At 66.0% G+C, this 23,352-nt stretch carries 22 protein-coding genes; 7 read left to right on the plus strand and 15 right to left on the minus strand.

Annotated elements, in window-relative coordinates:
* Window position 1 precedes the first annotated feature (1 nt).
* From BLQ85_RS08475 to BLQ85_RS08485, 3 genes are all read right to left on the minus strand, one after another.
* Window positions 2-628 carry a TRAP transporter small permease subunit gene (locus BLQ85_RS08475; RefSeq protein ID WP_074575914.1) on the minus strand — a complete coding sequence of 209 codons (627 nt, stop codon included), beginning with the start codon at window positions 626-628 and terminating at the stop codon, window positions 2-4.
* 79 nt (window positions 629-707) lie between these two features.
* The gene (locus BLQ85_RS08480; protein WP_074575915.1) at window positions 708-1,817 is read right to left on the minus strand and encodes a TRAP transporter substrate-binding protein; all 1,110 of its coding nucleotides are present in this window, start codon (window positions 1,815-1,817) and stop codon (window positions 708-710) included.
* Window positions 1,818-2,125: 308 nt separating this feature from the next.
* The gene (locus BLQ85_RS08485; protein ID WP_139200928.1) at window positions 2,126-3,049 is read right to left on the minus strand and encodes a PPK2 family polyphosphate kinase; all 924 of its coding nucleotides are present in this window, start codon (window positions 3,047-3,049) and stop codon (window positions 2,126-2,128) included.
* Between the two features lie 153 nt (window positions 3,050-3,202).
* On the opposite strand from BLQ85_RS08485, the gene BLQ85_RS08490 reads away from it, so the two are divergent.
* Window positions 3,203-3,646 (plus strand): rhodanese-like domain-containing protein, encoded by a 444-nt coding sequence (locus tag BLQ85_RS08490; RefSeq protein ID WP_074576747.1) that lies wholly within the window; start codon window positions 3,203-3,205, stop codon window positions 3,644-3,646.
* Window positions 3,647-3,875: 229 nt separating this feature from the next.
* Entirely contained in the window at window positions 3,876-5,129 is a 1,254-nt protein-coding gene (gene cqsA / locus BLQ85_RS08495) for an alpha-hydroxyketone-type quorum-sensing autoinducer synthase (RefSeq protein ID WP_074575916.1), read from the plus strand.
* 4 nt (window positions 5,130-5,133) lie between these two features.
* Here the strand turns inward: cqsA and BLQ85_RS08500 are convergent, their stop codons facing one another.
* The gene (locus BLQ85_RS08500) at window positions 5,134-6,120 is read right to left on the minus strand and encodes a response regulator (protein ID WP_074575917.1); all 987 of its coding nucleotides are present in this window, start codon (window positions 6,118-6,120) and stop codon (window positions 5,134-5,136) included.
* A gap of 66 nt (window positions 6,121-6,186) precedes the next feature.
* Window positions 6,187-7,488 carry a sensor histidine kinase gene (locus tag BLQ85_RS08505; RefSeq protein ID WP_083336792.1) on the minus strand — a complete coding sequence of 434 codons (1,302 nt, stop codon included), beginning with the start codon at window positions 7,486-7,488 and terminating at the stop codon, window positions 6,187-6,189.
* A gap of 90 nt (window positions 7,489-7,578) precedes the next feature.
* Here BLQ85_RS08505 and BLQ85_RS08510 point away from each other — a divergent pair, with 90 nt between their 5' ends.
* Window positions 7,579-8,247 (plus strand): helix-turn-helix transcriptional regulator, encoded by a 669-nt coding sequence (locus BLQ85_RS08510; protein ID WP_074575918.1) that lies wholly within the window; start codon window positions 7,579-7,581, stop codon window positions 8,245-8,247.
* 83 nt (window positions 8,248-8,330) lie between these two features.
* On the plus strand, window positions 8,331-9,098 hold the full coding sequence (locus tag BLQ85_RS08515; RefSeq protein WP_074575919.1) for a type III pantothenate kinase: 768 nt from the start codon (window positions 8,331-8,333) through the stop codon (window positions 9,096-9,098).
* Between the two features lie 184 nt (window positions 9,099-9,282).
* On the opposite strand, the gene BLQ85_RS08520 is transcribed toward BLQ85_RS08515, so the two are convergent.
* Complete coding sequence (locus tag BLQ85_RS08520; protein ID WP_139200929.1) at window positions 9,283-10,812, minus strand: wax ester/triacylglycerol synthase family O-acyltransferase; 1,530 nt, start codon at window positions 10,810-10,812, stop codon at window positions 9,283-9,285.
* Window positions 10,813-10,956: 144 nt separating this feature from the next.
* On the opposite strand from BLQ85_RS08520, the gene BLQ85_RS08525 reads away from it, so the two are divergent.
* On the plus strand, window positions 10,957-11,211 hold the full coding sequence (locus BLQ85_RS08525) for an acyl-CoA-binding protein (protein ID WP_074575921.1): 255 nt from the start codon (window positions 10,957-10,959) through the stop codon (window positions 11,209-11,211).
* Between the two features lie 89 nt (window positions 11,212-11,300).
* Here BLQ85_RS08525 and BLQ85_RS08530 read toward each other — a convergent pair whose 3' ends face one another.
* Genes BLQ85_RS08530 through BLQ85_RS08565 form a run of 8 tightly spaced genes read right to left on the minus strand, consistent with a single transcriptional unit; the run spans window position 11,301 to window position 19,482 of the window.
* On the minus strand, window positions 11,301-12,275 hold the full coding sequence (locus tag BLQ85_RS08530; protein WP_074575922.1) for a Bug family tripartite tricarboxylate transporter substrate binding protein: 975 nt from the start codon (window positions 12,273-12,275) through the stop codon (window positions 11,301-11,303).
* A gap of 37 nt (window positions 12,276-12,312) precedes the next feature.
* A complete protein-coding gene (locus BLQ85_RS08535) occupies window positions 12,313-12,705 on the minus strand; it encodes a VOC family protein (RefSeq protein WP_074575923.1) in 393 nt (130 codons plus the stop codon).
* The gene (locus BLQ85_RS08540) at window positions 12,702-13,652 is read right to left on the minus strand and encodes a hydroxymethylglutaryl-CoA lyase (protein ID WP_074575924.1); all 951 of its coding nucleotides are present in this window, start codon (window positions 13,650-13,652) and stop codon (window positions 12,702-12,704) included. The genes BLQ85_RS08535 and BLQ85_RS08540 overlap by 4 nt, the downstream gene beginning before the upstream one ends.
* Complete coding sequence (locus BLQ85_RS08545) at window positions 13,649-14,893, minus strand: CaiB/BaiF CoA transferase family protein (RefSeq protein WP_074575925.1); 1,245 nt, start codon at window positions 14,891-14,893, stop codon at window positions 13,649-13,651. The genes BLQ85_RS08540 and BLQ85_RS08545 overlap by 4 nt, the downstream gene beginning before the upstream one ends.
* A gap of 36 nt (window positions 14,894-14,929) precedes the next feature.
* Complete coding sequence (locus BLQ85_RS08550) at window positions 14,930-15,895, minus strand: LysR family transcriptional regulator (RefSeq protein WP_074575926.1); 966 nt, start codon at window positions 15,893-15,895, stop codon at window positions 14,930-14,932.
* 17 nt (window positions 15,896-15,912) lie between these two features.
* The gene (locus BLQ85_RS08555) at window positions 15,913-16,245 is read right to left on the minus strand and encodes a polyhydroxyalkanoic acid system family protein (protein ID WP_074575927.1); all 333 of its coding nucleotides are present in this window, start codon (window positions 16,243-16,245) and stop codon (window positions 15,913-15,915) included.
* Complete coding sequence (locus BLQ85_RS08560; RefSeq protein ID WP_074575928.1) at window positions 16,238-17,344, minus strand: aminopeptidase; 1,107 nt, start codon at window positions 17,342-17,344, stop codon at window positions 16,238-16,240. Before BLQ85_RS08560 ends, BLQ85_RS08555 begins: the two co-directional genes overlap by 8 nt.
* A gap of 8 nt (window positions 17,345-17,352) precedes the next feature.
* Entirely contained in the window at window positions 17,353-19,482 is a 2,130-nt protein-coding gene (locus tag BLQ85_RS08565) for a molybdopterin-containing oxidoreductase family protein (protein WP_083336793.1), read from the minus strand.
* 49 nt (window positions 19,483-19,531) lie between these two features.
* On the opposite strand from BLQ85_RS08565, the gene BLQ85_RS08570 reads away from it, so the two are divergent.
* Both BLQ85_RS08570 and BLQ85_RS08575 read left to right on the plus strand, forming a co-directional pair.
* A complete protein-coding gene (locus BLQ85_RS08570) occupies window positions 19,532-20,686 on the plus strand; it encodes an ABC transporter substrate-binding protein (protein ID WP_074575929.1) in 1,155 nt (384 codons plus the stop codon).
* A gap of 170 nt (window positions 20,687-20,856) precedes the next feature.
* Window positions 20,857-21,987: an ABC transporter substrate-binding protein gene (locus tag BLQ85_RS08575; protein ID WP_074575930.1), complete on the plus strand. Its 1,131-nt coding sequence runs from the start codon at window positions 20,857-20,859 to the stop codon at window positions 21,985-21,987.
* 56 nt (window positions 21,988-22,043) lie between these two features.
* Here the strand turns inward: BLQ85_RS08575 and argE are convergent, their stop codons facing one another.
* On the minus strand, window positions 22,044-23,255 hold the full coding sequence (argE, locus tag BLQ85_RS08580; RefSeq protein WP_074575931.1) for an acetylornithine deacetylase: 1,212 nt from the start codon (window positions 23,253-23,255) through the stop codon (window positions 22,044-22,046).
* Between the last annotated feature and the right edge of the window lie 97 nt (window positions 23,256-23,352).

Below are 23,352 nucleotides of genomic sequence, written 5' to 3' on the forward strand. Positions count from 1 at the left end.
ATTAACCCTTCACCGTGCGGGACTGCTCGATCGCCAGGCGCCGTGCTTCCTCGTCGACAAACTCGCTGCCGGCCAGTTGCTGCGCGACCACGTCGGACTCCTGCGCGTCCTGCAGCCGCGGCGTCCAGGCGCCTGTGCGTATGCAGACGATGCAGCGCAGGATTTCGGACAGCCCCTGCATCAGCACGATGGCGCCGGCCACCGGGATCACGAACTTGAAGGGATACAGCGGGATGGGAGTGGCATTGAAGGTTTGCTCGCGCATGGCCAGGGATTCGTTGAAGTAAGTCCAGCCGGCCCAGGTCAGCGCCAGGATGCCGGGCAGGAAAAAGACGATGTAGAGCACCAGGTCCAGCCAGGCCTGGGTGCGGGGTTTCATGGAGCCGTAGAAGAAGTCGCCGCGCACATGGCCGTCATGCGCCAGCGTGTAGGCGCCGCCCAGCATGAACAGCGTGCCGTAGAGCATGTTGTTGACGTCAAAGATCCAGGCGGTGGGCGCGTTGAGCGCGTAGCGCTTGAAAACCTCGGCGCAGACGACCAGCATCAGCACCACGATAAGCCAGGCGGCCGCCTTGCCGACCCAGGTGCTGATGTGGTCGGCGGTGTGCAGGATTTTTTGCGTATTCATAGTGAAGCGGTGTGCCCATCAAAAAGGCCAGCCGTCCAGGGGTGGAGGGCTGGCCGGCTTGGCCCCGGGATTGGCAGGGTCAGGCCTTCTTCTTGGCGAAGGAATGGTTGTAGGCCATCTTGAAGTCGACCATGTAGTCGTTCTGCCAGGGGATGGTGCGGGCGGCATAGGCCTTTTGCGAATCGATCACTTTCTTGAACAGCGGGTTGGCCTGGGCCTTTTCCTCGATGATCTTGTCCCAGGCTTCCAGCTGCGCCTTGAGCACGGCGTCGGGCGTCTTGTAGAACTTGATGCCCTGCTTCTTCATTTCGGCGTAGTCGGTGGAGTTGCGGTCTATGGCCTTCCAGCTCATGTCGGCGCTGGCGGCCTGCACGCCGTAGTCGATGATGGCCTTGAGCTCGGCCGGCAGCGCGTTGTACTTGGCCTTGTTGAACAGGATCTCGAACTGCTCGCCGCTTTGGTGGAAGCTCTGCAGCATGCAGTTTTTCACCACGTCGGGGAAACCCAGCACCCGGTCGGAGCTGGCGTTGTTGAACTCGGCCGCATCGATCAGGCCGCGGTCCAGGGCCGGCACGATCTCGCCGCCGGGCAGCGGGTTCACAGAGGTGCCCATGGCGGTGAAGATATCGACCGACAGGCCCACGGTGCGGAATTTCAGGCCCTTCATGTCGGCCACCTTGGCGATGGGCTTCTTGAACCAGCCCAGCGGCTGCGTGGGCATGGGCCCGTACAGGTAGGACACCACGTCCATGCCGATGGCCTTGTAGATTTCCTCGAGCAGGGCCTTGCCGCCGCCGTAGTTGTGCCAGGACAGGACCATGTTCGGGTCCATGCCGAAGGCCGGGCCCGAGCCCCAGAGGGCCAGGGCGTTGTTCTTGCCGTAGTGGTAGGCCACCACGCCGTGGCCGCCGTCCAGCGTGCCCTTGTTCACGGCTTCGAGCAACTGGAAGGCCGGCACGACCGCGCCCGAGGGCAGCACCTCTATCTTGAGGCGGCCGCCGGCCATGTCGTTGACTTTTTTGGCGAAGTCGTTGGCATATTCATGGAAGATGTCCTTGGCCGGCCAGGTGCTCTGGAAGCGAAAGGAGGTTGTCTGCGCCATGGCGACCATGGGGGCGGACAGGGCGCCGGCGGCAATCGCGGCGCCTTTCAGCAGGCCGCGCCTGCGGGGGCTTTTGCTCTCGGTCATGACTGTCTCCTGTTGTTGGAAAACATACGAACACTAAGAACACTCATCATTCCGCCTTGCCCAAGGCTTACAAAGAGGGTTTCCACCAACGCAGCGGCCGAATGGCTCTTCGATTACCCCCGATGCGGGTGAAACTGTTTTTGCAGTCCGGGCGGGAATCCACTGCAACGTGCCTGACGTGCTGTCAGACTCTTTGCAATCTTCTGAACCAGCGGACGCGGGCGAACCGGCTTTGCCGGGCGCCTCGCGTCGCCCCCTGTAAGGGGGTAGGCACTACACGCAGCGAAGCGAAGTGAGAACGGCGGGGGTTATTTAACTTTCACATTCTTGAGCGCGGGATCGCCGGGCGGAAAGCGCAGGCCCAGCTGCACCAGTGTGGCGCGGACCACGGTGGCGATCATCAGGTTGCGGTGGGTCTTGGAGTCGGCGGGCACCACCGTCCACGGCGCCCAGGGCGTGCTGGTGGCGCGCAGCAGGTCTTCGTAAGCCTGCTGGTACTGCTTCCACTGCTTGCGCGCCTCCAGGTCGTCGATGTTGAACTTCCACTGCTTGGTCGGGTCGTCCAGCCGTGCCTGCAGGCGCTCACGCTGCTCGTTGCGGCTGATGTGCAGCATGAACTTGAGGACCACGGTGCCGGTCTGCGCGAGCAGGCGCTCGAAGTCATTGATGTGGCGGTAGCGCTGCGCCGTCTGCGCCGGCGTGATCCAGCCCTTGACGGGCGGCACCAGCACGTCCTCATAGTGGCTGCGGTTGAAGAGGGTGATCTCGCCGGCCGCAGGCACTTGCTGGTGGATGCGCCACAGGTAGTCGTGGGCGCGCTCCGCCTCGTTGGGCGCGCGCCAGCTCACGGTGTGCACGCCCAGCGGGCTGATGCGGCCAAACACGCCGCGCAGGGTGCCGTCCTTGCCGGCGGTGTCGGTGCCCTGCAGGATGACCAGGAGCTTGAAGCGCTTGTCGGCGTAGAACAGGTTTTGCAGCTCGTCGAGTTCCGCCGCCAGGGTATCGACCAGGGCCTTGTCGCGCTGTTTGTCGCCGCTGGAAAAGGGCTTGGCGGCCGGGTCCAGGCCGGCCAGCGCCCAGGGCTTGCCGGCTTTTTGGCCGGACGGCGGCTGGCCGTCCATGCCGGTTTGCGGCGGCTGCCACCGGGCCAGCAGCCTGGCCAGGGCCTTGAGGTCCGCCTTGCCGGCCGCGGCGTCGGGGAAAAGAGGCGGGTCTGTGCGGGTGGTCGGCATTGATGTCTCCGGTAGGCGGTGGGCTGGCTTGCCGCTGTGATTGTGCATGCCGCGCTTTCTCCCTGCTGTTGCCGCGGGCCGCGGCCCGGGAATAAACTTGCCTGGACGCTTTCACTTTTCCCTTCTTCTTTTCTTTATATGACAGGCAATGACATGACCAGCTCTACTGCAGCGAACGCCGGCTCCCCGCTTCAAGTCCGGCCGGCCGCCGGCTATGCCGGGGACATCCCCGCGCGCCTGGCGTTTGAATGGGTGCAGTCGGGCCAGGCCGTGCTGGTGGACGTGCGCACCGATGCCGAGCGCGAATGGGTGGGCTATGTGCCCGGCGCCGTGCCGCTGGCCTGGAAGCAATGGCCGGGCATGGCGATGAATGCGGGCTTTGACGAGGGGCTGAAGGCGGCCGTGCCCGCCGGCAAGAAGGCCGTGCTGCTATGCCGCAGCGGTGTGCGTTCGGTGGCGGCCGCCAAACGCGCGGCGGAACTGGGCCTGGAGGCCTACAACATCCTGGAGGGCTTTGAGGGGGACGCCGACGAACAGGGACAGCGCGGCCATAGGGGAGGCTGGCGTTTGCAGGGCCTGCCATGGAAGCAGGGATAAAAAATTAAATGCCCGAAATATCCCCGGCAATGCCGGATGACCGTACCTTTTGTAACTTAGTCATGTAAGTCAATAGGTGAGAGCCTGGAAAAAATGAAGTGAATAGTTCACATTACATTTGCTGAAATTTGGTGTATGAGCGCGACCCCTGTCAGTTCTGACAGGGGATAACACGTATCAATTTGTTTGAGCGCTTTCAATGGGGGTTCCTCTTTCTAACGGAGCTCCCATGCAAGTACTCGAACGCGAACTTTCACCCGCCGCCAAGGCGCCCGTCAATCCCGCCCTGGGAGCCCAACTGAGCCAGCGCATCGCACGCGATTTCAAGCCGCGCTGGGACCAGCAATGGGGCGGGAAATTCATGCTCCACGGCCGCACGCCGGACTCCAACGCCATACGCCTGGACGGCAACGACTACCTGAGTATCACCGGGCATCCGCAGATCGTGCATGCCCAGGTCGAGTCCTTGCGCAAGGCGCAGGAGTTCGTGGTGCAGTCCGGCGTCTTCCACCTGAACCAGCACCCCACGCATGCCCTGGAGACGGCGCTGGCCGCCTGGGTCGGCAAGGACGACGGTTTCATCTGCCAGTCGGGCTACGCGGCCAACGTCGGCCTGCTGCAGGCAATTGCCGACGCCGAGACGCCGATCTACCTGGACACCCTGGCCCATGCCTCGCTGTGGGAAGGCGCCCACGCGGCGCGCGCGCCGGCTTTCGCTTTCCGCCACAACGACCCGGCCCACCTGGCGCGCATGATCGCGCGCAACGGCCCCGGCATCGTGGTGGTGGATTCGGTCTACAGCACCACCGGCGCCCTGTGCCCGCTGGTGGAAATGGTGGATGTGGCCGAGGCCCACGGCTGCATGATGCTGGTCGACGAGTCGCACTCGCTGGGCACGCACGGCCCCCAGGGGGCGGGCCTGTGCGCCGAACTGGGCCTGACGGACCGGGTGCACTTCATCACCGCCAGCCTGGCCAAGGCCTTCGCGGGCCGCGCCGGTTTCTTCACCGCCCCGGCCCATATGCGCTACTACATCCTGTGCTCGAGTTTTCCCAACATCTTCAGCTCCAGCCTGTTGCCGCACGAGATCGCGGGCCTGGCCGCGACGCTGGAGCTGATCCGGGGCAGCGATGACGCGCGCAAGCGCCTGCACGCGAACACGCGCCGGCTGCGCGCCTCGCTGAGCGAGCTTGGCTACCCGATCCACCAGGGCAGCCAGCAGATCATCGCGCTGGAAGTCGGCTCGGAAAGCGACACCATGGTGCTGCGCGACCGGCTGGAGGAGCGCAATGTGTTTTCCTCGATGTTCTGCGCGCCGGCCACCAGCGCCAAGCGCGCCATGATGCGCATGACGCTGAACGCCGGCCTGACCGAGTCGGAGCTGGAGCATGTGGAAGGCGTGGCCCGCGAGATCGCGCCCATCGTCAAGCCCTGGGACTGGCCGATCGCGCGGCGCGCCCGGGCCGGCCAGGCCGAGGCATAGGCCCCTAGTCTTGCAGTTGCCGCTCGCCGGAGGTAGCGATAAAGCGCTCGTGGCTGGTCATAAAGCCCGGGCTGAAGGCCTCGCCGACGCTGAACAGCGCGGCGTGCAGCACGGCCGTGCCCGAGGCGATGGTGAAGGCCTGGCGCGGCTGCGGCTTCTGGCCGGCGCCCAGCGCCAGCTGCAGTTCGAGGTCTATGAGTTTTTTGCCCGCGGCCACATCCTGCACGGTGGCCGCATCCCAGCCCTGGGACTCGGCGATCTCCGCGAGTTCGCGCAGGTTGGCCGCCGGCTCCAGTTGCAGCCAGCTGGCGCTGCCTTTGCGGTCCAGCGCCAGCACGCCGAAAGGCGCGCCTATCACCACATGCTCTATCCAGCCCTGGCGCAGCGCCAGGTTTTCGAGTTCCTGGGCGATCGTGGGTTCGCACAGCAGGGCGTGCTGCTCGCGCGACAGCGTGGAGCGCCAGGTCTGCTGGTGCCGCCCGTCGGGCTGGCGCAGCAGCGCCTGGATGGCGTCGGTCAGGCGCAGCCGGATCTCGGGGGACTGCTTGGGGATGAACTGCTCGATCAGCCCGCGGTTGAAGGCCGACACGGCAAGCTGTTCGTCGGCGCGCCCGGTCAGCAGCACGCGCGCGCCGGACCAGCCCGTCAGCTCGCTGAGCACCCGCAGCCCGCTCATCGCCGGCATCGAGTAGTCGACCACGCAGACCTGGGTAAGCGCAAAGCGCGCCGTGCCGTCTTCGCGCCAGTACTGCAGGATTTGCGGGATCAGGGCCGCGCCCTCGCGCCAGCGGTTGATGATTTCCTGCTGGCGCCAGGCGTCCGCTTCCCAGCGCGCCGGCTCTTTGAGCAGCAGGTCTATGCAGGCCACAGGCCGCAGGAACAGGCGCACATACCAGTCCAGCGGCATGACCTCGGCCAGCATTTCGAGATAGTCCGGGTCGTCGTCCAGAAAGACCACGCCTCCCGGTCGGCGGTAGAGTGCAAAGGACATGTTTGTCGTTTTAGGGTGGGTTGTCAAAAGCAGTCATACACAATTGCAGGCAGGCTATCAAGGGCATCAGGGCGCCATGGGCAGTTCGATGGTAAAAACAGCGCCCACGGCAAACTCGGATTTCACATGAATGTTGCCGCCTGCACTTTGTACCACTTGCTGGCAAAACGCCAAACCCAGGCCGTGGCCGGTGCCGCGGTTGCTGGAGAAAAAAGGTTTAAAAATCTGCGGCAACAAGGCGGCGTCTATGCCCATGCCCTCGTCCGCCACGATAATGCGGCCGCGATGCTGCGAATGGCCCACCTCGATGCGCAGCGCGCCGGCCGGGTATTTCGAGTCGGCCGCCATCAGGGAGTGCAGGGCGTTCTTGATCAGGTTGTCCAGCACCTGGGAAAACTGGGTGGCGGAAGAACGGAAACTGAAATCGTCATGAATGATGACCTTGACACAGTCGCGCTGGCGGCTCGACTGGTAGGGATAGGCCACCACAACGTCCTGCACCACCTTGCTGGCCCAGACCCGCTCGGTGTAGCGCGGCAGCTGCAGCAGCTTGGCGTTGGCGATCTGGGTGTCGATCTGGTGGTTCATGTTGCGCACCAGGGCGTGCAGGCGCAGCGCCAGCTTGTCCAGCTGCTGCGCGCGCGGGTTGTCGGGCTGGCGCTGCACCTCCAGCTGGATCGCGTCGCCCAGCAGGGCCGCCGTCGACAGCGGCGTGCGAAGTTCATGGGCCATGATGCCTATGGTGGTCAGCGTGCTGGAGAGTTGCTCCCGCCGCAGGTTGGCCGAGGACAGATTGAGCACCAGCGCGATCGACCAGGCAAAGGCGAAGACCACGGCGTGGACTGCGCGCTGCTCCGGCGGCAGCAGGGGAACCGCGGGCCCGATGGCCATGAAGGCCCCGAAGGCCAGCAGGCCCCCCGTGATGGTGCCCAGCGTGGCCAGGCGCCAGTCCGTCACGTGGTAGTAGATCAGCACCATGGCCGCCATGGTGGCCAGCCACACCGTGCTGCCGCTGTTGCACAGGTACATCCAGCTGAACAGCACCGGCAGTTCCACCCAGAACACCAGGCCGAACACCCTTTGCGCCAGGCGGCTGCTCGGGTCGTGGTTCACGCGCCGCGTCATCAGGCTGTAGCCCAGCAGGCTGGCCATCACGCGCAGGGGCAGGTTTTCATAGGGCTGGGGCAGCCAGGCCGACCAGATCCAGGCGAACAGGGCATTGCCCGAAAAAAAAGAAAGCCCCAGCCACCACAGACGCCGCGGCGATGGATGCAAAATGGGCTCCAGCGGGGCGAGTACCAGTTCCTCGCGCAGCCACTGGAGCAAGGGGCGCTGCGCCAGCCACGCGTGGAAGCGCGCGCTCCTCACTTTAAAGATCTCTCCAGCACAACAGGGAACCTGACTGATGATGCATTTGACATGTGACTGTATTGTCCCGGTTCTTTTTCCGTCAAGCTAATGCTATTACCTGCCAACTTTGACAGCGTGAGCCTCGATGGCGTCATCAGCGACTGGCTGTGCGCCCTGCGCGAATTTTCGGTCGAGGCCCTGATGGTGCTGGGCCCCGACCCTTTTGCGGGCCAGGAGGACCGGCTGGTGCTGGCCATCCACCCGCCGCGCCTGCTCGAGGCGGCCGAAGCCCTGGCCGAAAGCCGCGACTTCGGCGCTCCCTGGCGAGACTCCGATGCGCCCCTGGTGGCCTGGCAGGATATCTCCAAATCGGCTTTCGAGAGCCTGGGCCGCTGGCGCCGGCTCTGGCTGGCCCACGGCTACCAGAGCGTGGTGCGCATCGCCTTTCCGCTTACCGTGGGCCGCGCCTTCGAGTGCTACCTGTTCAGCCCGCGCCAGTGGCACGACCGCAGCGAGGCGGCCCTGCTGGCCTGGTCGGCGCTCAACATCTGGCCGCTGCTCAAGCGCGCGCTGGCCGAGGCGCGCAGCCCGCTGAGCCCGCGCGAACTCGAGTGCCTGAGCCTGGCCTTCCAGGGCATGACGGCGCGCGAAAGCGGCGAGCTGCTGGCCTGCAGCGAGCGCACCGTCAATTTCCACCTCTCCAATGCCATGACCAAGCTCAGGGTCGACAACAAGCTGGCCGCCATCCAGCGGGCCTGCTGGTTTGGCCTTATTTGACCCTGCATTCCCAAAGAAACCCTACTGGAAACCCCTAGGCCGCCGGCCGGGGCGCGGCGCCAAACCTGTTCATAATCCGCCAAATGACCTTCCTAGCGCTTGATGTGGGTAACACCCGCCTGAAATGGGCCCAGTACGAGGCGCCCGTGGCCGGTGCCAAGCTGCTGGCACAGGGGGCGGTGTTCCTGGAGAACATCGACAGGCTCGCGGAGGAGGAGTGGAACGGCCTGCCCATCCCTTCGCGCACCCTGGGCTGCATCGTCGCCGGCGACGCCATCAAGCGGCGCGTGGCCGAGCAGATGGAACTCTGGGACGTGGCGCCGCGCTGGGTGGTCTCCAGCCCGCAGGAGGCCGGCGTGAGCAACGGCTACGACCATCCGGCTCGCCTGGGCGCCGACCGCTGGGTCGCCATCATAGGGGCGCGGCACCGCCTGCTGGCGCGCGGCGTGCACAAGCCCTGCGTGGTCGTCATGGTGGGCACGGCGGTCACCGTCGAGGCCATAGACGCCTCCGGAAAATTCCTGGGCGGCATCATCCTGCCGGGCCACGGCATCATGCTGCGCGCGCTCGAGTCCGGCACGGCCGGCCTGCATGTGCCCACCGGCGAGGTGCGCGATTTCCCCACCAACACCAGCGACGCGCTGACCAGCGGCGGCACCTTCGCCATCGCCGGCGCCGTCCAGCGCATGGTCGAAAACATCACGCGCCACTGCGGCGAGACGCCCGAATGCATCATGACCGGCGGCGCGGGCTGGAAGATGGCGCCCAGCATGTCGGTGAAGTTCGAACTCGTGGACAGCCTGATTTTTGACGGGCTTCTAGAAATCGCTTCCCGCCGCTTTGCCCTCTGACCTGTTTTGACGGGCTGCGGGAAATAGCCGCGCGGCGCTTTGCCGCCTGAACTGGTTCACCCCTGTTGGGGCTCACTTCGTGTAGCCCCCTCTCCCCTTGCAGGGGACGGCGCCTGCGGCCTGGCAAAGCCAGTTCCGCGGCCCCCGCTGGATGGGGGATGCGCGCTCCACGCATCGCGGGCGTTCATTCACCCCAAGGCAGCATTAGCGTCACTATCGACAGCTTGGCGAATTCCGGCACAAACTCGTCAATGATGCGCTGCGGCTCCGGGCATAGCGTGCTGTCGGTGATCACGCCGAACTGCACGCCGCCGCCGTAGCTCAGGATGGAAACGCCCAGGCCCATGTCGCCCGACTGCGGCACCCAGAACATGCTTTGCTCCAGCGTTGAGCCGCAGAACTTGAGCTTTTCGCGCGGACCCGGCACATTGGTCATGACCGCCGTGGTCTTTTTCGCGAACAGGTTGAGCATCATGTCCTGGGCCGGCTTGATCAACAGGCCCGCCACCGCCAGCAGGCTGAAGGCCAGCAGCGGCTGGTAGCTGCCCTTGAGCGCGGCCATGCGGCGGCGCACCTCGTAGACGCGCTCGATCGGGTTGTCTATGCCTATGGGCAGCACCAGCGGCACCAGGCCGAAGCGGTTGCCCAGCTTGTGCGCCTGGTCCAGCGGCCGCAAATTCACAGGCACCATGGCGCGGATTTCCTGGCCCGCCACGTCGTCGCCGAAGGTCTTGAGGTACTCGCCCAGGGCGCCGGCCACGCAACTGAGCAGCACGTCGTTGATGGAGCAGTTGAGTGCCTTGCCCACGGCCTTGACCTCGTCCAGCGGGATCGGCTGGCACCAGGCCACTTTTTTGGCGCCACCGGGCTTGCCTTTGAGCCGCGTCTTGGAGTCGTCGGGCATCAGGGCCAGCGCGGCCGAGTCGGACAGCAGCTGGAACAGCACCTTGGCCATGTCGAAGGAGCCGCTCACGCCCTGCTCCATGCCTTTTTTCGGGTCGCCCAGCATGCCCAGCGAGCGCGCCGCGCCTTCGCCCACGGCACCCAGCGCCTTGACCGTGATGTCGGTAAAGGGCTTGAGCAGGGTGTCGGCGATCCAGTCTTCCGGGCCGGCGGCCGCCGCCTTCTTGCGCCGCTCGGGCGGCGGCGCGCCGCCGTCGACCAGCGACATGGTCACCGAAATCAGCGCGATGCCGTCGGCGATGCAGTGGTGGATGCGCACGATCATGGCGCTGCCCCTGACGCCGTCGGGCCCGGTGTAGTCCTCGACCAGGTGGATCTGCCACAGCGGGCGTTTCGGGTCCAGGCGCTGGGTGGCCAGCTCGGCCACGCGGTCCTGCAGGGCCTGCTCCTGGTTGGCCGATTTCGGCAGTTTCTCGGCCACCACATGGTTGGCCAGGTCGAAATTGCGGTCCATCACCCAGGTGGCGCCGGCCGCGTCTTCCATCACGCGCTGCTTGAAGCGGTCGTACTTGAGCAGGCTGCCCTCAATGCGCTCGCGGACCGCCGCGTGCTTGACGCCGGGTGCCAGCTGCCACACGCCCACGATCATCATGAGGTTGGCATCGTTGTCCATGCGCAGCCAGGCCGTGTCGACCTTGCTCATGCGCTCCCCCGAAATACCCAGGGTTCCCGAGACGGCCCGCTTGACGTTCTTCTGGACGTTTTTTGCCACTTTCCGGCCGGCGGCCTGGGCGGTAACGCGTGTAACCATGAGCACTCCCAAATGCAAAACTGCTGCGAATCCACCCCGGATGGGGTAAGTTCCCTATTTTGGCGGGAACGGCCTCGCTAAGATACCGGGCAGTTACCCCAAGCACCTCATTGGTGACCCACTTCTAAAAACGGAGATCCCCTCATGTCAGACCTGAAAGCCGCCTTCGACAAAGCCATGGCCGATTCGAAAAACCTCAGCGAGCGTCCTGACAACGCCACGCTGCTGAAGATATACGCGCTCTACAAGCAAGGCAGCAGCGGCGACAACACCGACAAAAAGCCCGGCTTCGGCGACATGGTCGCGCGCGCCAAGTGGGACGCCTGGAATAGTCTCAAGGGCACTTCGCAGGAAGATGCAATGCAGCAGTACATCGACCTGATTGCCGACCTGAGCTAAGCCCCGGCCTTTCGTACAACAAAAGCGGCACAGCCCCCGCGCAGTTTGCGCCGGGGCTGTGCCGCTTTTGTTGCTGCCCGTGGGCGGTTTCAGTCTGCCTTGATATTGGCCAGCTTCACAATCCGGCCCCACATCTTGCGTTCGCTGTCGCCCAAGGCGCCCAGCTCGGCCCCACTCATGACCACAGCCTTAGCCCCTTGCTCTTCGGCGCGCTTTTTGAAGTTCTCCGATTCCACCACCTGCTTGATCGCCAGCGAGAGCCGGCCCTGCAGGTCGGCGGACAGGCCCGTGGGGCCATAGACCGCGAACCACGAGGAGGCCACCAGCGGCACGCCGGCCTCGGTCGCGGTGGGCACATTGGGCTGGGCGGCCAGGCGTGTGCGGCCGGTCACCATCAGCGCCTTGAGTTTGCCCGCGCGTATGTGTGGCAGCAGCGGCGGCGGCGTGGTGATGGTGAAGTCCACCGTGCCGGCCAGCAGGTCGGTCAGTGCCGGGCCGGTGCCGCGGTAGGGGATGTGCACCATGAAGGTCTTGGTCAGGTCCTTAAGCAACTCGGTGGTCACATGCTGCAGCGAGCCGTTGCCGCTGGAGGCGTAGTTGACCTTGCCCGGGTTGGCTTTGACGTATTTGAGGAAGTCCGCGAAGTTGTCGGCCGGGAAGTTGCCGCGCACCACCAGCAGCTGCGGCGCATCGATCAAATGGCCCAGGGGTTTGAGGCTGGTCGCCGGGTCAAAGCCCGGCACCGGCTGGATCAGCGGCGTGATGCACTGGTAGCCCGAATACTGCACCAGCAGGCTGCTGCCGTCGGCCGGGCCGCGCGCCACCAGCTGGCCGGCGATGTTGCCGTTGCCGCCGCCGCGGTTGTCCACCACCACCGAGGTCTGCAAAATCTTGCCCAACGGTTCGGCCAGCATGCGCGCCGCGATGTCGGTGGTGCCGCCGGCCGCCGTGGGCACTACCAGCGTGATGGGCTTGCCGGCGAGCTGCGCGCGCACCGGATTCAGCCAGGCGACGGTGCTGAGCCCGGCGACGGTGAGCAGTGTCCTGCGGGAAATAAAAGTCATGGTCTTGTCTCCAGTCGTAGTTGTAGGTTTGCCGTTTTCAGGCGGGTTCGGAAATCTCGATGAGGTTCAGGTCCGGGTCGCGCACATAGACCGAGCGGATTTTTTGCGTCGCGCCGGTGCGCAGCACGGGGCCTTCAATCACGGGCCAGCGCTCGCGCTCAAGGCGGGTGATCACCTCGGCCAGGGGAACACTGGCCAGAAAGCACAGGTCCAGCGCGCCCGGCACCGGCAAATGGGCCTTGGGTTCGAATTCGCGTCCCCTGACATGCAGGTTGATCTTCTGCTGGCCGAATTGAAAGGCCTTGCGCTCCACGGGCGGCGTGCCGCCGGTAAAGGTCTCCAGCGTCATGCCCAGCACGCGGGTGTAAAAGTCCACGCAGGCCGCTTCGTCCGACGTGGTCAGTACCAAGTGGTCAAGGCTGCTGATCATGCCGATGCCGCCCTCAACTCCGCCACATAAGGCGGTGGTGCATGCAGGTCGGTGATGCGGCCGGCCTTGGCGACCTGGCCGGGGACTTCATGGCCGACGATGGCCGGCATTTGCCGCGCCACTTCCAGCAGCCGCGGGATGTCCATGCCGGTGTCGTAACCCATGGCGTCCAGCATGTGGATGGCGTCCTCGCTGCTGATATTGCCGCTGGCACCGGGCGCATAGGGGCAACCGCCCAGGCCGCCCAGCGAGCCGTCAAAGCGCGTGATGCCGCCCTGCACCGCGGCCAGCACATTGGCCAGGCCCATGCCGCGCGTGTTGTGGAAGTGCAGCGTCAGCTGCAGGCCGGCAAAGCGCTGCTGCAGCACCTCGACCATGCGGCTGACCTGCGCCGGGTGCGCCATGCCCGTGGTGTCGCAAATCGTGAGGCCACGCACGCGGTCCGCGCCGAAGGCGGCAAAACGCTCGCTCCAGCGCAGCACTTCCTCCTCGGCCACCTCGCCCTCCATGGGGCAGCCAAAGCAGCATGAGAGCGAGATATTGATGGGCGTGCGGCCATCGACATGGCGTATCACGTCGGACAGCGCGGCAAAACTTTTCTCGCGCGGCATGCGCAGGTTGGCCAGATTGTGGGTCTCCGAGACCGACATCACCAGGTTGAGCTCGTCGGCGCGCGATTCCAGCGCGCGCTCTGCCCCGCGCAGGTTGGGCACCAGCACCGTGTATTCCACGCCGGGCACGCGGCGTATGCGGCCCATGACTTCCTCGGCGTCGCGCAGCATGGGGATGGCCTTGGGCGAGGTGAAGGAGGTCACCTCGATTTTGGCGTAGCCGCATTCGCTCAGCGCATCGACCAGCGCGACCTTGTCGTCGGTCGGGATAAAGTTCGGCTCGATCTGGAAACCGTCGCGCGTGGCGACTTCATTGAAATAAATACGTTTTTTCATGCTGCGTCCTTGCCGGCCACGATGCCCTTGTCCTTCAAGGCCTGGATTTGCGCGGCGGAAAGTCCCATTTCGCGCAGCACCGCATCGGTGTCCTGCCCCACCTGCGGCGCATTGCGGCGGTGCCCGCCCGGCGTGCGCGAGAGCTTGGGCACGATGCCCGGCACGGCCAGCAGGCTGCCGTCGTCCATGCGCAGCTCGTCGAGCATGCCGCGCGCCCGGTAGTGCGGGTCGGCCGCGATGTCGGCCACGGTGTAGATGCGGCCCGCGGGCACCGACACCGTGTCGAGCGCCGCCAGCACCTCGTCCACCGTGAGGCCCAAAGTCCATTGGCCTATGGCCGCGTCGATTTCTTCCACGCGCGCCACGCGGCCGGCGTTGTCGGCCAGCGCCGGGTCGCTACCGAGGTCGCCCCGGCCTATGGTGGCCATGAGCCGCTTGAAGATGCTGTCGCCGTTGCCTGCCACCAGCGCGTAGCCGCCGTCCTTGCAGAGGTAGGCATTGCTGGGCGCGATGCCGGGCAGGGCGCTGCCGGCCGCGCCGCGCACCGCGCCGAAAGCGCTGTATTCGGGCAGCAGGCTTTCCATGCAGTTGAACACCGCTTCATACAGCGCCACGTCGATCACCTGGCCCTTGCCGGAGCGCTGGCGCTCCTGCATGGCCAGCAGGATGCCGATCACGCCGTGCAGCGCGGCCAGCGTGTCGCCAATGCTCACGCCCACGCGCACCGGCACGCGGCCCGGCTCGGCCGTCAGGTGGCGCAGGCCGCTCATGGCTTCGGCTACCACACCGAAGCCCGGTTTGTCGCGGTAGGGGCCGGTCTGGCCGTAGCCGCTGATGCGCAGCATGATGAGGCGCGGGTTCAGCGCCAGCAGTTCGTCCGGGCCCAGGCCCCAGCCTTCCATGGCGCCGGGGCGGAAGTTTTCGATCAGCACGTCGGCGTCAAGCGCCAGCCGGCGCACGATGTCCTGCGCCTCGGGGCTTTTGAGGTCCAGCGCCACGGAACGCTTGTTGCGCGACTGCACCTGCCACCACACGGACGTGCCGTCCTTGAGCAAACGCCATTTGCGCAGCGGGTCGCCCGCGCCCGGGGTCTCTATCTTGATGATGTCAGCACCGAAGTCCGCCAGCGTCTTGGCGGCGAAGGGCCCGGCGATCAGCTGGCCCAGTTCCAGTACCTTGAGGCCGGCGAGCGGGCCGGTGGCGGCGGGGGCGACGGGAGGGGAGGTTTCAGTGGAGGCCATGGCCGGCAGTGTGCCGCCCGGGGCCTGTTGCGTCCATTACCGCTTTGGGCCCCTGGCTTTCGCGTTTTGCGAAGGCTGGGCGCCTTTCGACCTCCCGGGCCCGGCGGGCGCCACCAGAAAGTCCACCAGCGCCGTGATGGCCGCATCGGGCTGGCCCGCCATGGTGGCTGCGAGCAGGCGGCGCCTGGCCCAGGCATCGGCCAGCGGCCGCCAGCCCAGCTTCATGCTTTTGATGAGAGGCAGCGTGGCGCCCTTGGGCAGCACGGCCACGCCCAGGCCCGAGGCCACCATGTGGCACACCGCGTCGAAGCTGCGCACCTGCATGCGCAATTTCAGCGGGCGGTTCGCGGCCAGCGCGGCCTGCTGCTGCTTTTGCAGCATGGCGGCACCGGCCGTCAGGCTGATCCATTCCTCGTCGAGCGCGTCGGCGAAAGCCAGCGGCGCCTTGCTGCGCGCCAGCGTATGGCCGGCCGGCAGTATCAGCACCAGCTCGTCCTCGCGAAACAGGCGCGTGTCCAGCCCCGTGGTGTCCGGCCCCTCGACAAACACCGCCGCGTCGGCCCGGCCTTCGCGCAGGGTGGCCACCACGGCCTCGGACACCTGCTCTTCCAGGTCTATGTGCACCTGCGGCTGCAGCTCGCCGTAGCGCGCCAGCAGCGGGGGCAAAAACTGGCTGATGGCGGCGCTGCTCGCGCACAGGCGTATGTGGCGCGCGATGCCGCGCCTCAGGTCGACCAGTTCGCCGCCCAGTTGCTCCATGGTCTGCAGCAGGGTCAGGCCGTGCTTGACGAAGACGCGGCCGGCCGCGGTGGGCAGCAGGCCGCGCGCGTGGCGCTCGAACAGGGCCTCGCCCAGGGCGTCCTCGAGCTCGCGTATGCGCCGGCTGGCCGCGGCCAGCGCCAGGTGCGAATCGCGCGCCGCCGCGGTCAGGCTGCCGGTCTGCGCGCAGGCCACGGCCAGGCGCACGGATACCAGGTCGAAGCGGGCGAGGTTGTAGCTCACGGGCCGCGCACTCGGTCTCAGGCCACCTTCTTTTTGGCGGCTGCCTTTTTTGCGGCGGGTTTTTTCGCGATCAGCGTGTCCAGGTTCTTCACGATCTCGCCTTCGATCTTGTCCTTGAAGGCGCCCAGCAGGAAGCCGAGCTTGGCGTTCAGGTCGAAGCTGTCCTTGGTGACCACCAGCGTGCCGCTGACGCCCGAGCGGGTGAAGCTCACGAGGTCTTCGGTCTTGCCTTCTTCATAGGTGCATTCCATGTCGAATTTTTCTTCGACCTGCTCGGCCCACTTGAAGGCGATTTTGCGTGCCTCGGCAAGGCCCAGGCCGTGTTCGCGCTGGATGTGGATGTCAGCCATTCGATGTCTCCGTGTTGTTGTGGATGTCAAGCGCCTTGCGCCGTTCTTCCTTGGGCAGGCCGGCCAGCCTTTTCACCGCATCATAAAACCGTTGCCAGTCGCGGCCCTCGCGCTCGAACAGCATTTCGAAGCCGGGCACCAGCTCATCATAGGCGGCCTGCGCGCCGAACGCCGCGTTGTTGGCGCGCGCCACCCAGGGGTCGTAGCCCGCGAAGCCGCCCCAGGAGGCCTTGAGTGCGGTGTAGTCCTCGCGAAAGCGCGAGAAGGCCTGGGCTTTCGAGGCCGCCTGCGCGGCTTTGTCGGCGTCCGTGGCCGGCTTCTGGTCGTAGATCGCGGCCAGTTCCAGCCGTGTGGCCAGCGCCAGCGCGCGGAACTGCCGGCGCCGCCCGTCGAACTGGAGGTAATCCTGGCGGGCTTTATCGTTGCCGTGAGCGGCCTCGCTGTCCAGCCAGCGCTGGCTGCCCATGCGCTCGACGGCGGTGGCGAAGGACTCGTTGAACATGGTGTCGTCTTTGGCGTAAACCACCTGGTGCGCGAGTTCGTGAAAGATCAGCCGCGCGAGTTCGCCCTCGGGATAGCCGATAAAGGTATTGAGCAGCGGGTCGCCGCCGGCCCAGTTCATCCAGCCTAGCGTGGAATAGGCCGGCACGCCGTAGACGCTGGTTTCCAGTCCTTGCGCCTTCAGCCGCTCGGCCTGGTCGCGCGCCTCGGCTTCGTTGAAATAACCGCGGTAGCCCACGCAGCCCGTGACCGGGAAACACCAGGTCTTGAGCGTCAATGAGAACTCGGGCGCGGCCACCACGTTCCAGACCACGGCGCTGCGGCGCAGGTCGGCATAACGCCGGTAGCTGGGGTTATCGGGCAGCTTGAGCTCGCTCACGGCGAAGCTGCGTATGCGCTGCGACAGCGCCAGCCGGTCTTTGAGCTGCCCGGAGGCCTGCGTGTCGCTCAGCCAGTCGTCCACCGGTCGGGCCGCGTTGAGCATCTGCAAATGGCCGCTGACGGACTGCCAGTAGTAGCCCAGGTCGGCGCAGCCCGCCAGGCCCAGGGCCGCGGCCAGCGCCACGGCCAGGGTCCGTTTCAGCGTGCCGCGTTTCATCGGCAAGCTCAGGCGGCCTGCGCCTCGCGCTGCACCTGCACCAGGCAGTCGTAAAACACCGGGCCGCGGCCCATGTCGGTGAGTTGCTGGCTGGTGAGCTCGTTGACGTTGGTGCCGTCCAGGCCCAGCTTGCGCCACCAGATGCCCAGGCCGTTGACCACGCCGGGGCGGGCCCGCGCGGAGACCTCGGCCTTGACCCGGTACTCGCCGCGCTGGTTGAACACCTTGACGATGGCGCCCGTGGTGATGCCGCGCGCGGCGGCGTCGTCGGCGTGGATTTCCAGCACCGGCTCGGCTTCGATGTCGCGCAGGCTTTTGACGTTGACGAAGCTCGAATTCAGGAAGTTGCGCGCCGGCGGCGAGATCATGGCCAGCGGGAACTGCGCGGAAGAGCCTGCGGCTTCATGGTTGGGCACATGGCCGGGCAGGCCGTCGGCACCTTCGGCCGCCAGCCGCGCGCTGAAAAACTCGCAGCGGCCCGAGGCCGTGGGGAAGCGGCCCTCGGCAAAGGGCGCGTCGGGCAGGTCCAGTGTGGCAAAACCCTTGTCCAGCAACTGCTGGAAATCGACCTTGTCGCCGAACACCGCGCGGCACAGCTGCTCGTCGCTGTCGGAAAAACACGGATCGGCAAACCCCATGTGGGCCGCCAGCTCGCGAAAGATCTGGGTGTTGGGTTTGGCCTGGCCCAGCGGCGCGATGGCCGGGCGGTTCAGCAGCGCGTCGGTGTGGCCGTAGGCGCCGTGCACGTCCCAATGCTCCAGCTGCGTGGTGGCCGGCAGGATGTAGTCGGCGTAGTCGGCGGTGTCGGTCTGGAAGTGTTCGAGCACCACGGTGAACAGGTCTTCGCGCGCAAAGCCCTGCACCACCTTACCGGACTCGGGTGCGACCGCCACCGGGTTGCTGTTGTAGACGATAAGGGCTTCGATCTTCGGGCCGAACTGCGGCGAGGCAGGCGCCAGCAGCGCATTGCCTATGGTGCTCATGTTGATGGTGCGCGGCTGCCGGCCCTTGAGCAGCTCGGGCCGCTGCAGCGCGGCCTTGTCCACCGGGAACAGGCCGGAACTGCTGAGCAGCACGCCGCCGGCGCGGTGCCGCCAGGCGCCCGTGAGCGCGGGCAGGCAGGCGATGGCGCGGGCCGCGTTGCCGCCGCCGTGCACGCGCTGCATGCCGTAGTTCAGGCGTATGGCCGCCGGTTGCCTGTTCACCATGCATTCGCCGTAATCACGTGCCAGCGAGCGGATCTGTTCGGCCGGCACGCCGCAGACGGCGGCGGCGCGCTCGGGGCTCCACTGCAGCGCGCGTTCGCGCAGCCCGCCCTGCGGGCTTTCCCAGCCCAGGGTGTGGCGCGCGATGTAGTCGTGGTCCAGCCAGTCGTGGATGATGAGCTCGTGCATCAGCGCGAGCGCCAGCGCGGCGTCGGTGCCGGGCAGCAGCGCGATGTGCTCATGGCATTTTTCGGCGGTTTCGCTGCGGCGCGGGTCTATGCAGACGAGTTTGGCGCCGTCGCGCTTGGCCTGCTGGGCATAACGCCAGAAATGCAGGTTGCTGCCTATGGAGTTGCTGCCCCAGATGATGATGAGTTTGGACTCGGCGAAAAACTCCACCCGCATGCCGACCTTGCCGCCCAGGGTCTGCACCAGGGCCTCGCCGCCGGCCGAGGAGCAAATCGTGCGGTCCAGGAAAGACGCGCCCAGCTGGTTGAAGAAACGCCCGGCCATGCTTTCACCCTGCACCTGGCCCATGGTGCCTGCATAGCTGTAGGGGACGATGGCCTCGGGGTCGCGCGCCGCGATGGCCTTGAGGCGCGCCGCGATGTCGGCCAGCGCGGCCTCCCAACTCACCGGCTCGAACTGCCCGCTGCCTTTGGGACCGCTGCGCTTGAGCGGGCCCAGCAGGCGCTCGGGGTGGTAGCTGCGCTCGGTATAGCGCGAAACCTTGTTGCACAGCACACCGCCGGTATGGGGATGCGCGGGGTTGCCCTGCACGCGGGTGGCGATGCCGTTCTCCACCGTGGTCAGCAGCGAACAGGTGTCGGGGCAGTCGTGCGGGCAGGCGCCCAGCACCTGCACGGCGCCCGGCTTCAGCCGGTTGTCAGGGTTGGCCTCGGTCCTAGGGGAGATGCTGATGGTATTGCTCATGGTTCAACTTTATATTGGCTTGATCGTCGCATCCCGGGGGAGACACAGCATGACAACAACAATGGACGGAATGCGGGCATTCCGCGCCGCCGCCAGAATCACCATGGTAGCGGCCCTGGCCGGCCTGTTCACGGCAGGGGCCAATGCCGAGGACGGCGTCAGCAAGACCGCCGTCACCCTGGGCCAATCCCTGGCCATGACCGGGCCCGGCGCCACGCTGGCCCTGCCTTTCGCGCAAGGCGCGCGGCTTTACTTCGAACGGGTCAACGCGGGCGGCGGCGTCAACGGCCGCAAGATAGAGCTCACCACGCTGGACGACATGGGCAACCCCGACACCACGGTGGCCAACACCAAAAAGCTGCTGGACCAGAAGGTGTTCTCGTTGTTCGGCTACTACGGCTCGCCGCAGGTCACCGCCGTCAATCCGCTGCTCAAGGATACGGACATCCTGCTGTTTGCGCCCATGGCCGGCGCCGACGAGCTGCGCGGTTCGCTCTATCCGAACGTCTATTCGGTGCGGCCCGGCTATTCCGAAGAGGCCGCGATGATCACGCGCCACGCCGAGACCCTGGGCATGCGCAAGCTGGCCATCCTGCACGGCAAGGACCTGGAGTCGCTCGCGGCGCTGGATTCGGCCGAGCGCACCATGGGCGGCATGGGCGCCAACCTGGTGGCCAAGTCGGCTCTTTCCGGCGGCAGCGTCGCCACCAGCGTGGACCAGGTGCTGGCCAAAAAACCGGAGTCGGTGCTGGTGATCAGCGACGCCTCGGGCGCGGCCAATGCCATACGCGACCTGCGCGCCAAGGGCTTTCGCGGGCCTATCTACGGTTTTTCAAGCACCGGCGAAAGCCTGCTGGCCGAACAGCTGGGCGCGGCCGGCGCCGGCGTGGTGGTGGTGCGCGTGACGCCCAAGTCGGACAACGCCAAAAGCGTGCTGGTGCGCGAATTGCAGGCCGATGCGCTGGCGGCCAAGCTCGGCAAGTCCAATGTCTACATGCTGGAAGGCTATATCGCCGCCTGGACTTACACCGAAGCCCTGCGCAAGGCCGGCAAGGACCCGACCCGGGCCAAGCTGCGCAAGGCGCTGGACAGCCTGCAGGACTTGAACCTGGGCGGCTTTCGCGTCCACTTCGACGGCGACCGCGTGGGCTCCAAGCTGGTTGAGCTGAGCCTGATCGACGCGATGGGGCGGGTCAGGGAATAGGGCGAAATAGCTTGGGAATAGGCTGGGAATAGGGCAGAACCCTCGAAAGCTGGCAATTTGCTGACGACCAGCCTTCCGTGTAAGCCCAAAGTAGTGACCTATCGCACAGGCTTTCCTCCTGTTACGCATGAGGGTAACCAGGCTGTAAGTTGTGTTGCGAGAATCGAGGGATGAACCTCACTCGCAGAAAATTTTCCATCCTTGCCGGCGCTTCCACGCTGGCTGGCTTTAACGTCGCCCATGCCCAGGCCGACAAGATCATCCTGGGCCAGTCCGCCGCTTTCACCGGTCCGGCCGCGCAGCTAGGCATACAGTTCCACCAGGGCGCCAAGGTCTATTTCGACCAGGTCAACGCCCAGGGCGGCATCGGCAAGCGCCTGATCGAGATCCGCAACCTCGATGACGGCTACGAGCCCGACCGCTGCGCCGAAAACACCCGCAAGCTGATCGCCGACGATGTGTTCGCGCTGTTCGGCTATATAGGCACGCCCACCAGCATCGCCGCGCTGCCGCTGGCGACCAAGGACAAGGTGCCGTTTTTTGCCCCCTTCACCGGCGCCATGGCGCTGCGCGACCCCTTCAACAAATACGCCTTCCATGTGCGGGCTTCGTACAACGACGAAACCGGCCTCATCGTCAAACAGCTGACCGGCCTGGGCCTGAAAAAAATCGCGGTGTTCTATCAGAACGATGCCTATGGCAAGGCCGGCCTGGACGGCGTGACGCTGGCCCTGGCGGCGCAAAACCTCAAGCCGGTGGCGTTGGCGACGGTGGAGCGCAACACGGTGAACGTGGCCGGCGCGGTCAAGACCCTGGTCGCGGCCGGGCCCGATGCGGTGGTGCAGATTGGTGCCTACAAGGCCTGCGCGGCCTTTATCCGCGAGGCCCGCAAGGCCGGCTACGGCGGCACCTTTTACAACGTGTCCTTTGTCGGCACGCAGGCGCTGGCCGACGAGCTCGGCAAGGACGGCGCGGGCGTGGTGGTCTCGCAGGTCATGCCCTCGCCCTACAACACGGCCCGCCTCATCGCGCGCGAGTTCGTCGATGCGGCCAAGGCGGCGGGCAACGCCCAGGTCAATTTCTCCAGCATGGAGGGTTATGTGGCCGCCAAGGTCTTTGTGGACGGCCTCAAGCGCGGCGGTGCCGCCAAGGTCAGCCGCGAGTCGCTGATCGCCGGCCTGGAGGGCATGGGCAGCCAGTCGCTGGGCGGTTTTTCCGTGACCTTCTCGCCGACGGACCACGTGGCTTCGAGCTTTGTCGAACTCTCAATGCTCACAGGTGACGGCCGCGTGCGGACCTGATACCTCTTACCTCTGGTCTCCCGCAAAAAAGCCTGACTGCGTCAGGCTTTTTTTGTTTAAGCGATCTGCCGGGTAGCGATCAAACCCTGCATGAAAGCCTGGCAGCGCGCCAGCTGCTCCAGGCTCACAAATTCGTCGGGCTGGTGCGCCTGGGTGATGCTGCCGGGCCCGCAGACTACGGTGGGAATGCCCGCGCCCTTGAAGATGCCCGCTTCGGTGCCGAAGGCCACCAGCGTGGTTTCCCGCGTGCCGGCCAGGCGCTGCGCGAGCCGGGTCACGTCGTCGCCGGCCGAGCCCAGGAAGGCCGGCACCTCGCAAATCGTCTCAAAGCTGAAGCCGGCATCGGGCGCGACTTTTTGCATCGCCGGCTGCGCGCGCTCCGCATAGGCCAGAATCTCTTTTTGCATCGCATGCGCGTCTGCCGTGGGCAGGTTGCGGAATTCATAGCGGAACTCGGCGTCGCGCGGCACCACGTTGTCGGCAATGCCGCCGTGGAACTGCCCGACGCTGGCGGTGCTGAAGGGCACGTCGAAACCCTCGTAGCGCGGCTCGCTGGCCTCAAAGCCCTCGGCCATGTCGCGCAGCTTGCCAACCACGCGCGCCGCCATCTCGATGGCATTGACCGACTGCGGCGTGAGCGAGGAGTGCGCCTCCTTGCCGCGCACGCAGCATTTGTAGCGGTATACGCCCTTGTGCGCGGTGGCCGGCACCATGTTGGTCGGCTCACCGACGATGCAGGCCAGCGGCGCGATGCCGGCGTCCTTCATGTCGGCGATCAGCTCCCTCACGCCCAGGCAGCCGACCTCCTCGTCATAGCTCAGCGCCAGGTGCAGCGCAAAGGGTGCCTGGCTGTTCAGGAAATCCCCGGCATGGGCCAGGGCCATGCCGATAAAGCCCTTCATGTCGCAGCTGCCGCGTCCGTAGAGCCGGCCGCCCTCGATGGCGGCCGACAGCGGGTCCAGCGTCCACTCCTGGCCGTCCCAGGGTACGGTGTCGGTATGGCCCGACAGGATGATGCCGGCCGGCCGGCCTTCGCCCAGCGTGGCGAACAGGTTGGCCTTGGTCTTGCCGGCGTTGGTGGTGATGCGGCTGGCCACGCCCAGCCGGGCGAGCTCGTCGCGCACGAAATGGATCAGTTCCAGGTTGCTGTTGTCGCTGACGGTGTTCATGCGCACCAGGGCCTGGATTAATTCCAGGGCGCGGGGCGAGACGGCGGGCAGGGCGATGGGGGAGGAAGGGGCGATGGTGGGGGAGGGTGCGAGAGCCATGGCCCCATTTTGGCCGTATTCGGGAATCGGCGGCGCTCAGTTATGCTTCAAGCTCGTTCTTCCCGGGGGTGTCCCGGGGTGTTACCCCTCTTTCCCG

The sequence above is a fragment of the Polaromonas sp. JS666 genome, from assembly GCF_900103405.1.
In the GTDB taxonomy this organism is placed as follows: Bacteria; Pseudomonadota; Gammaproteobacteria; order Burkholderiales; family Burkholderiaceae_C; genus Polaromonas.

Coding starts and splice junctions, on each gene's coding strand:
- BLQ85_RS08570 (WP_074575929.1), top strand. CDS start 19,532: ATGACAACAACAATGGACGGAATGCGGGCATTCCGCGCCGCCGCCAGA.
- BLQ85_RS08535 (WP_074575923.1), bottom strand. CDS start 12,705: ATGATCAGCAGCCTTGACCACTTGGTACTGACCACGTCGGACGAAGCG.
- BLQ85_RS08500 (WP_074575917.1), bottom strand. CDS start 6,120: ATGTCCTTTGCACTCTACCGCCGACCGGGAGGCGTGGTCTTTCTGGAC.
- BLQ85_RS08525 (WP_074575921.1), top strand. CDS start 10,957: ATGTCAGACCTGAAAGCCGCCTTCGACAAAGCCATGGCCGATTCGAAA.
- BLQ85_RS08565 (WP_083336793.1), bottom strand. CDS start 19,482: ATGAGCAATACCATCAGCATCTCCCCTAGGACCGAGGCCAACCCTGAC.
- BLQ85_RS08515 (WP_074575919.1), top strand. CDS start 8,331: ATGACCTTCCTAGCGCTTGATGTGGGTAACACCCGCCTGAAATGGGCC.
- cqsA (WP_074575916.1), top strand. CDS start 3,876: ATGCAAGTACTCGAACGCGAACTTTCACCCGCCGCCAAGGCGCCCGTC.
- BLQ85_RS08555 (WP_074575927.1), bottom strand. CDS start 16,245: ATGGCTGACATCCACATCCAGCGCGAACACGGCCTGGGCCTTGCCGAG.
- BLQ85_RS08520 (WP_139200929.1), bottom strand. CDS start 10,812: ATGGTTACACGCGTTACCGCCCAGGCCGCCGGCCGGAAAGTGGCAAAA.
- BLQ85_RS08545 (WP_074575925.1), bottom strand. CDS start 14,893: ATGGCCTCCACTGAAACCTCCCCTCCCGTCGCCCCCGCCGCCACCGGC.
- BLQ85_RS08530 (WP_074575922.1), bottom strand. CDS start 12,275: ATGACTTTTATTTCCCGCAGGACACTGCTCACCGTCGCCGGGCTCAGC.
- BLQ85_RS08475 (WP_074575914.1), bottom strand. CDS start 628: ATGAATACGCAAAAAATCCTGCACACCGCCGACCACATCAGCACCTGG.
- BLQ85_RS08560 (WP_074575928.1), bottom strand. CDS start 17,344: ATGAAACGCGGCACGCTGAAACGGACCCTGGCCGTGGCGCTGGCCGCG.
- BLQ85_RS08480 (WP_074575915.1), bottom strand. CDS start 1,817: ATGACCGAGAGCAAAAGCCCCCGCAGGCGCGGCCTGCTGAAAGGCGCC.
- BLQ85_RS08490 (WP_074576747.1), top strand. CDS start 3,203: ATGACCAGCTCTACTGCAGCGAACGCCGGCTCCCCGCTTCAAGTCCGG.
- argE (WP_074575931.1), bottom strand. CDS start 23,255: ATGGCTCTCGCACCCTCCCCCACCATCGCCCCTTCCTCCCCCATCGCC.
- BLQ85_RS08510 (WP_074575918.1), top strand. CDS start 7,579: ATGCTATTACCTGCCAACTTTGACAGCGTGAGCCTCGATGGCGTCATC.
- BLQ85_RS08575 (WP_074575930.1), top strand. CDS start 20,857: ATGAACCTCACTCGCAGAAAATTTTCCATCCTTGCCGGCGCTTCCACG.
- BLQ85_RS08540 (WP_074575924.1), bottom strand. CDS start 13,652: ATGAAAAAACGTATTTATTTCAATGAAGTCGCCACGCGCGACGGTTTC.
- BLQ85_RS08485 (WP_139200928.1), bottom strand. CDS start 3,049: ATGCCGACCACCCGCACAGACCCGCCTCTTTTCCCCGACGCCGCGGCC.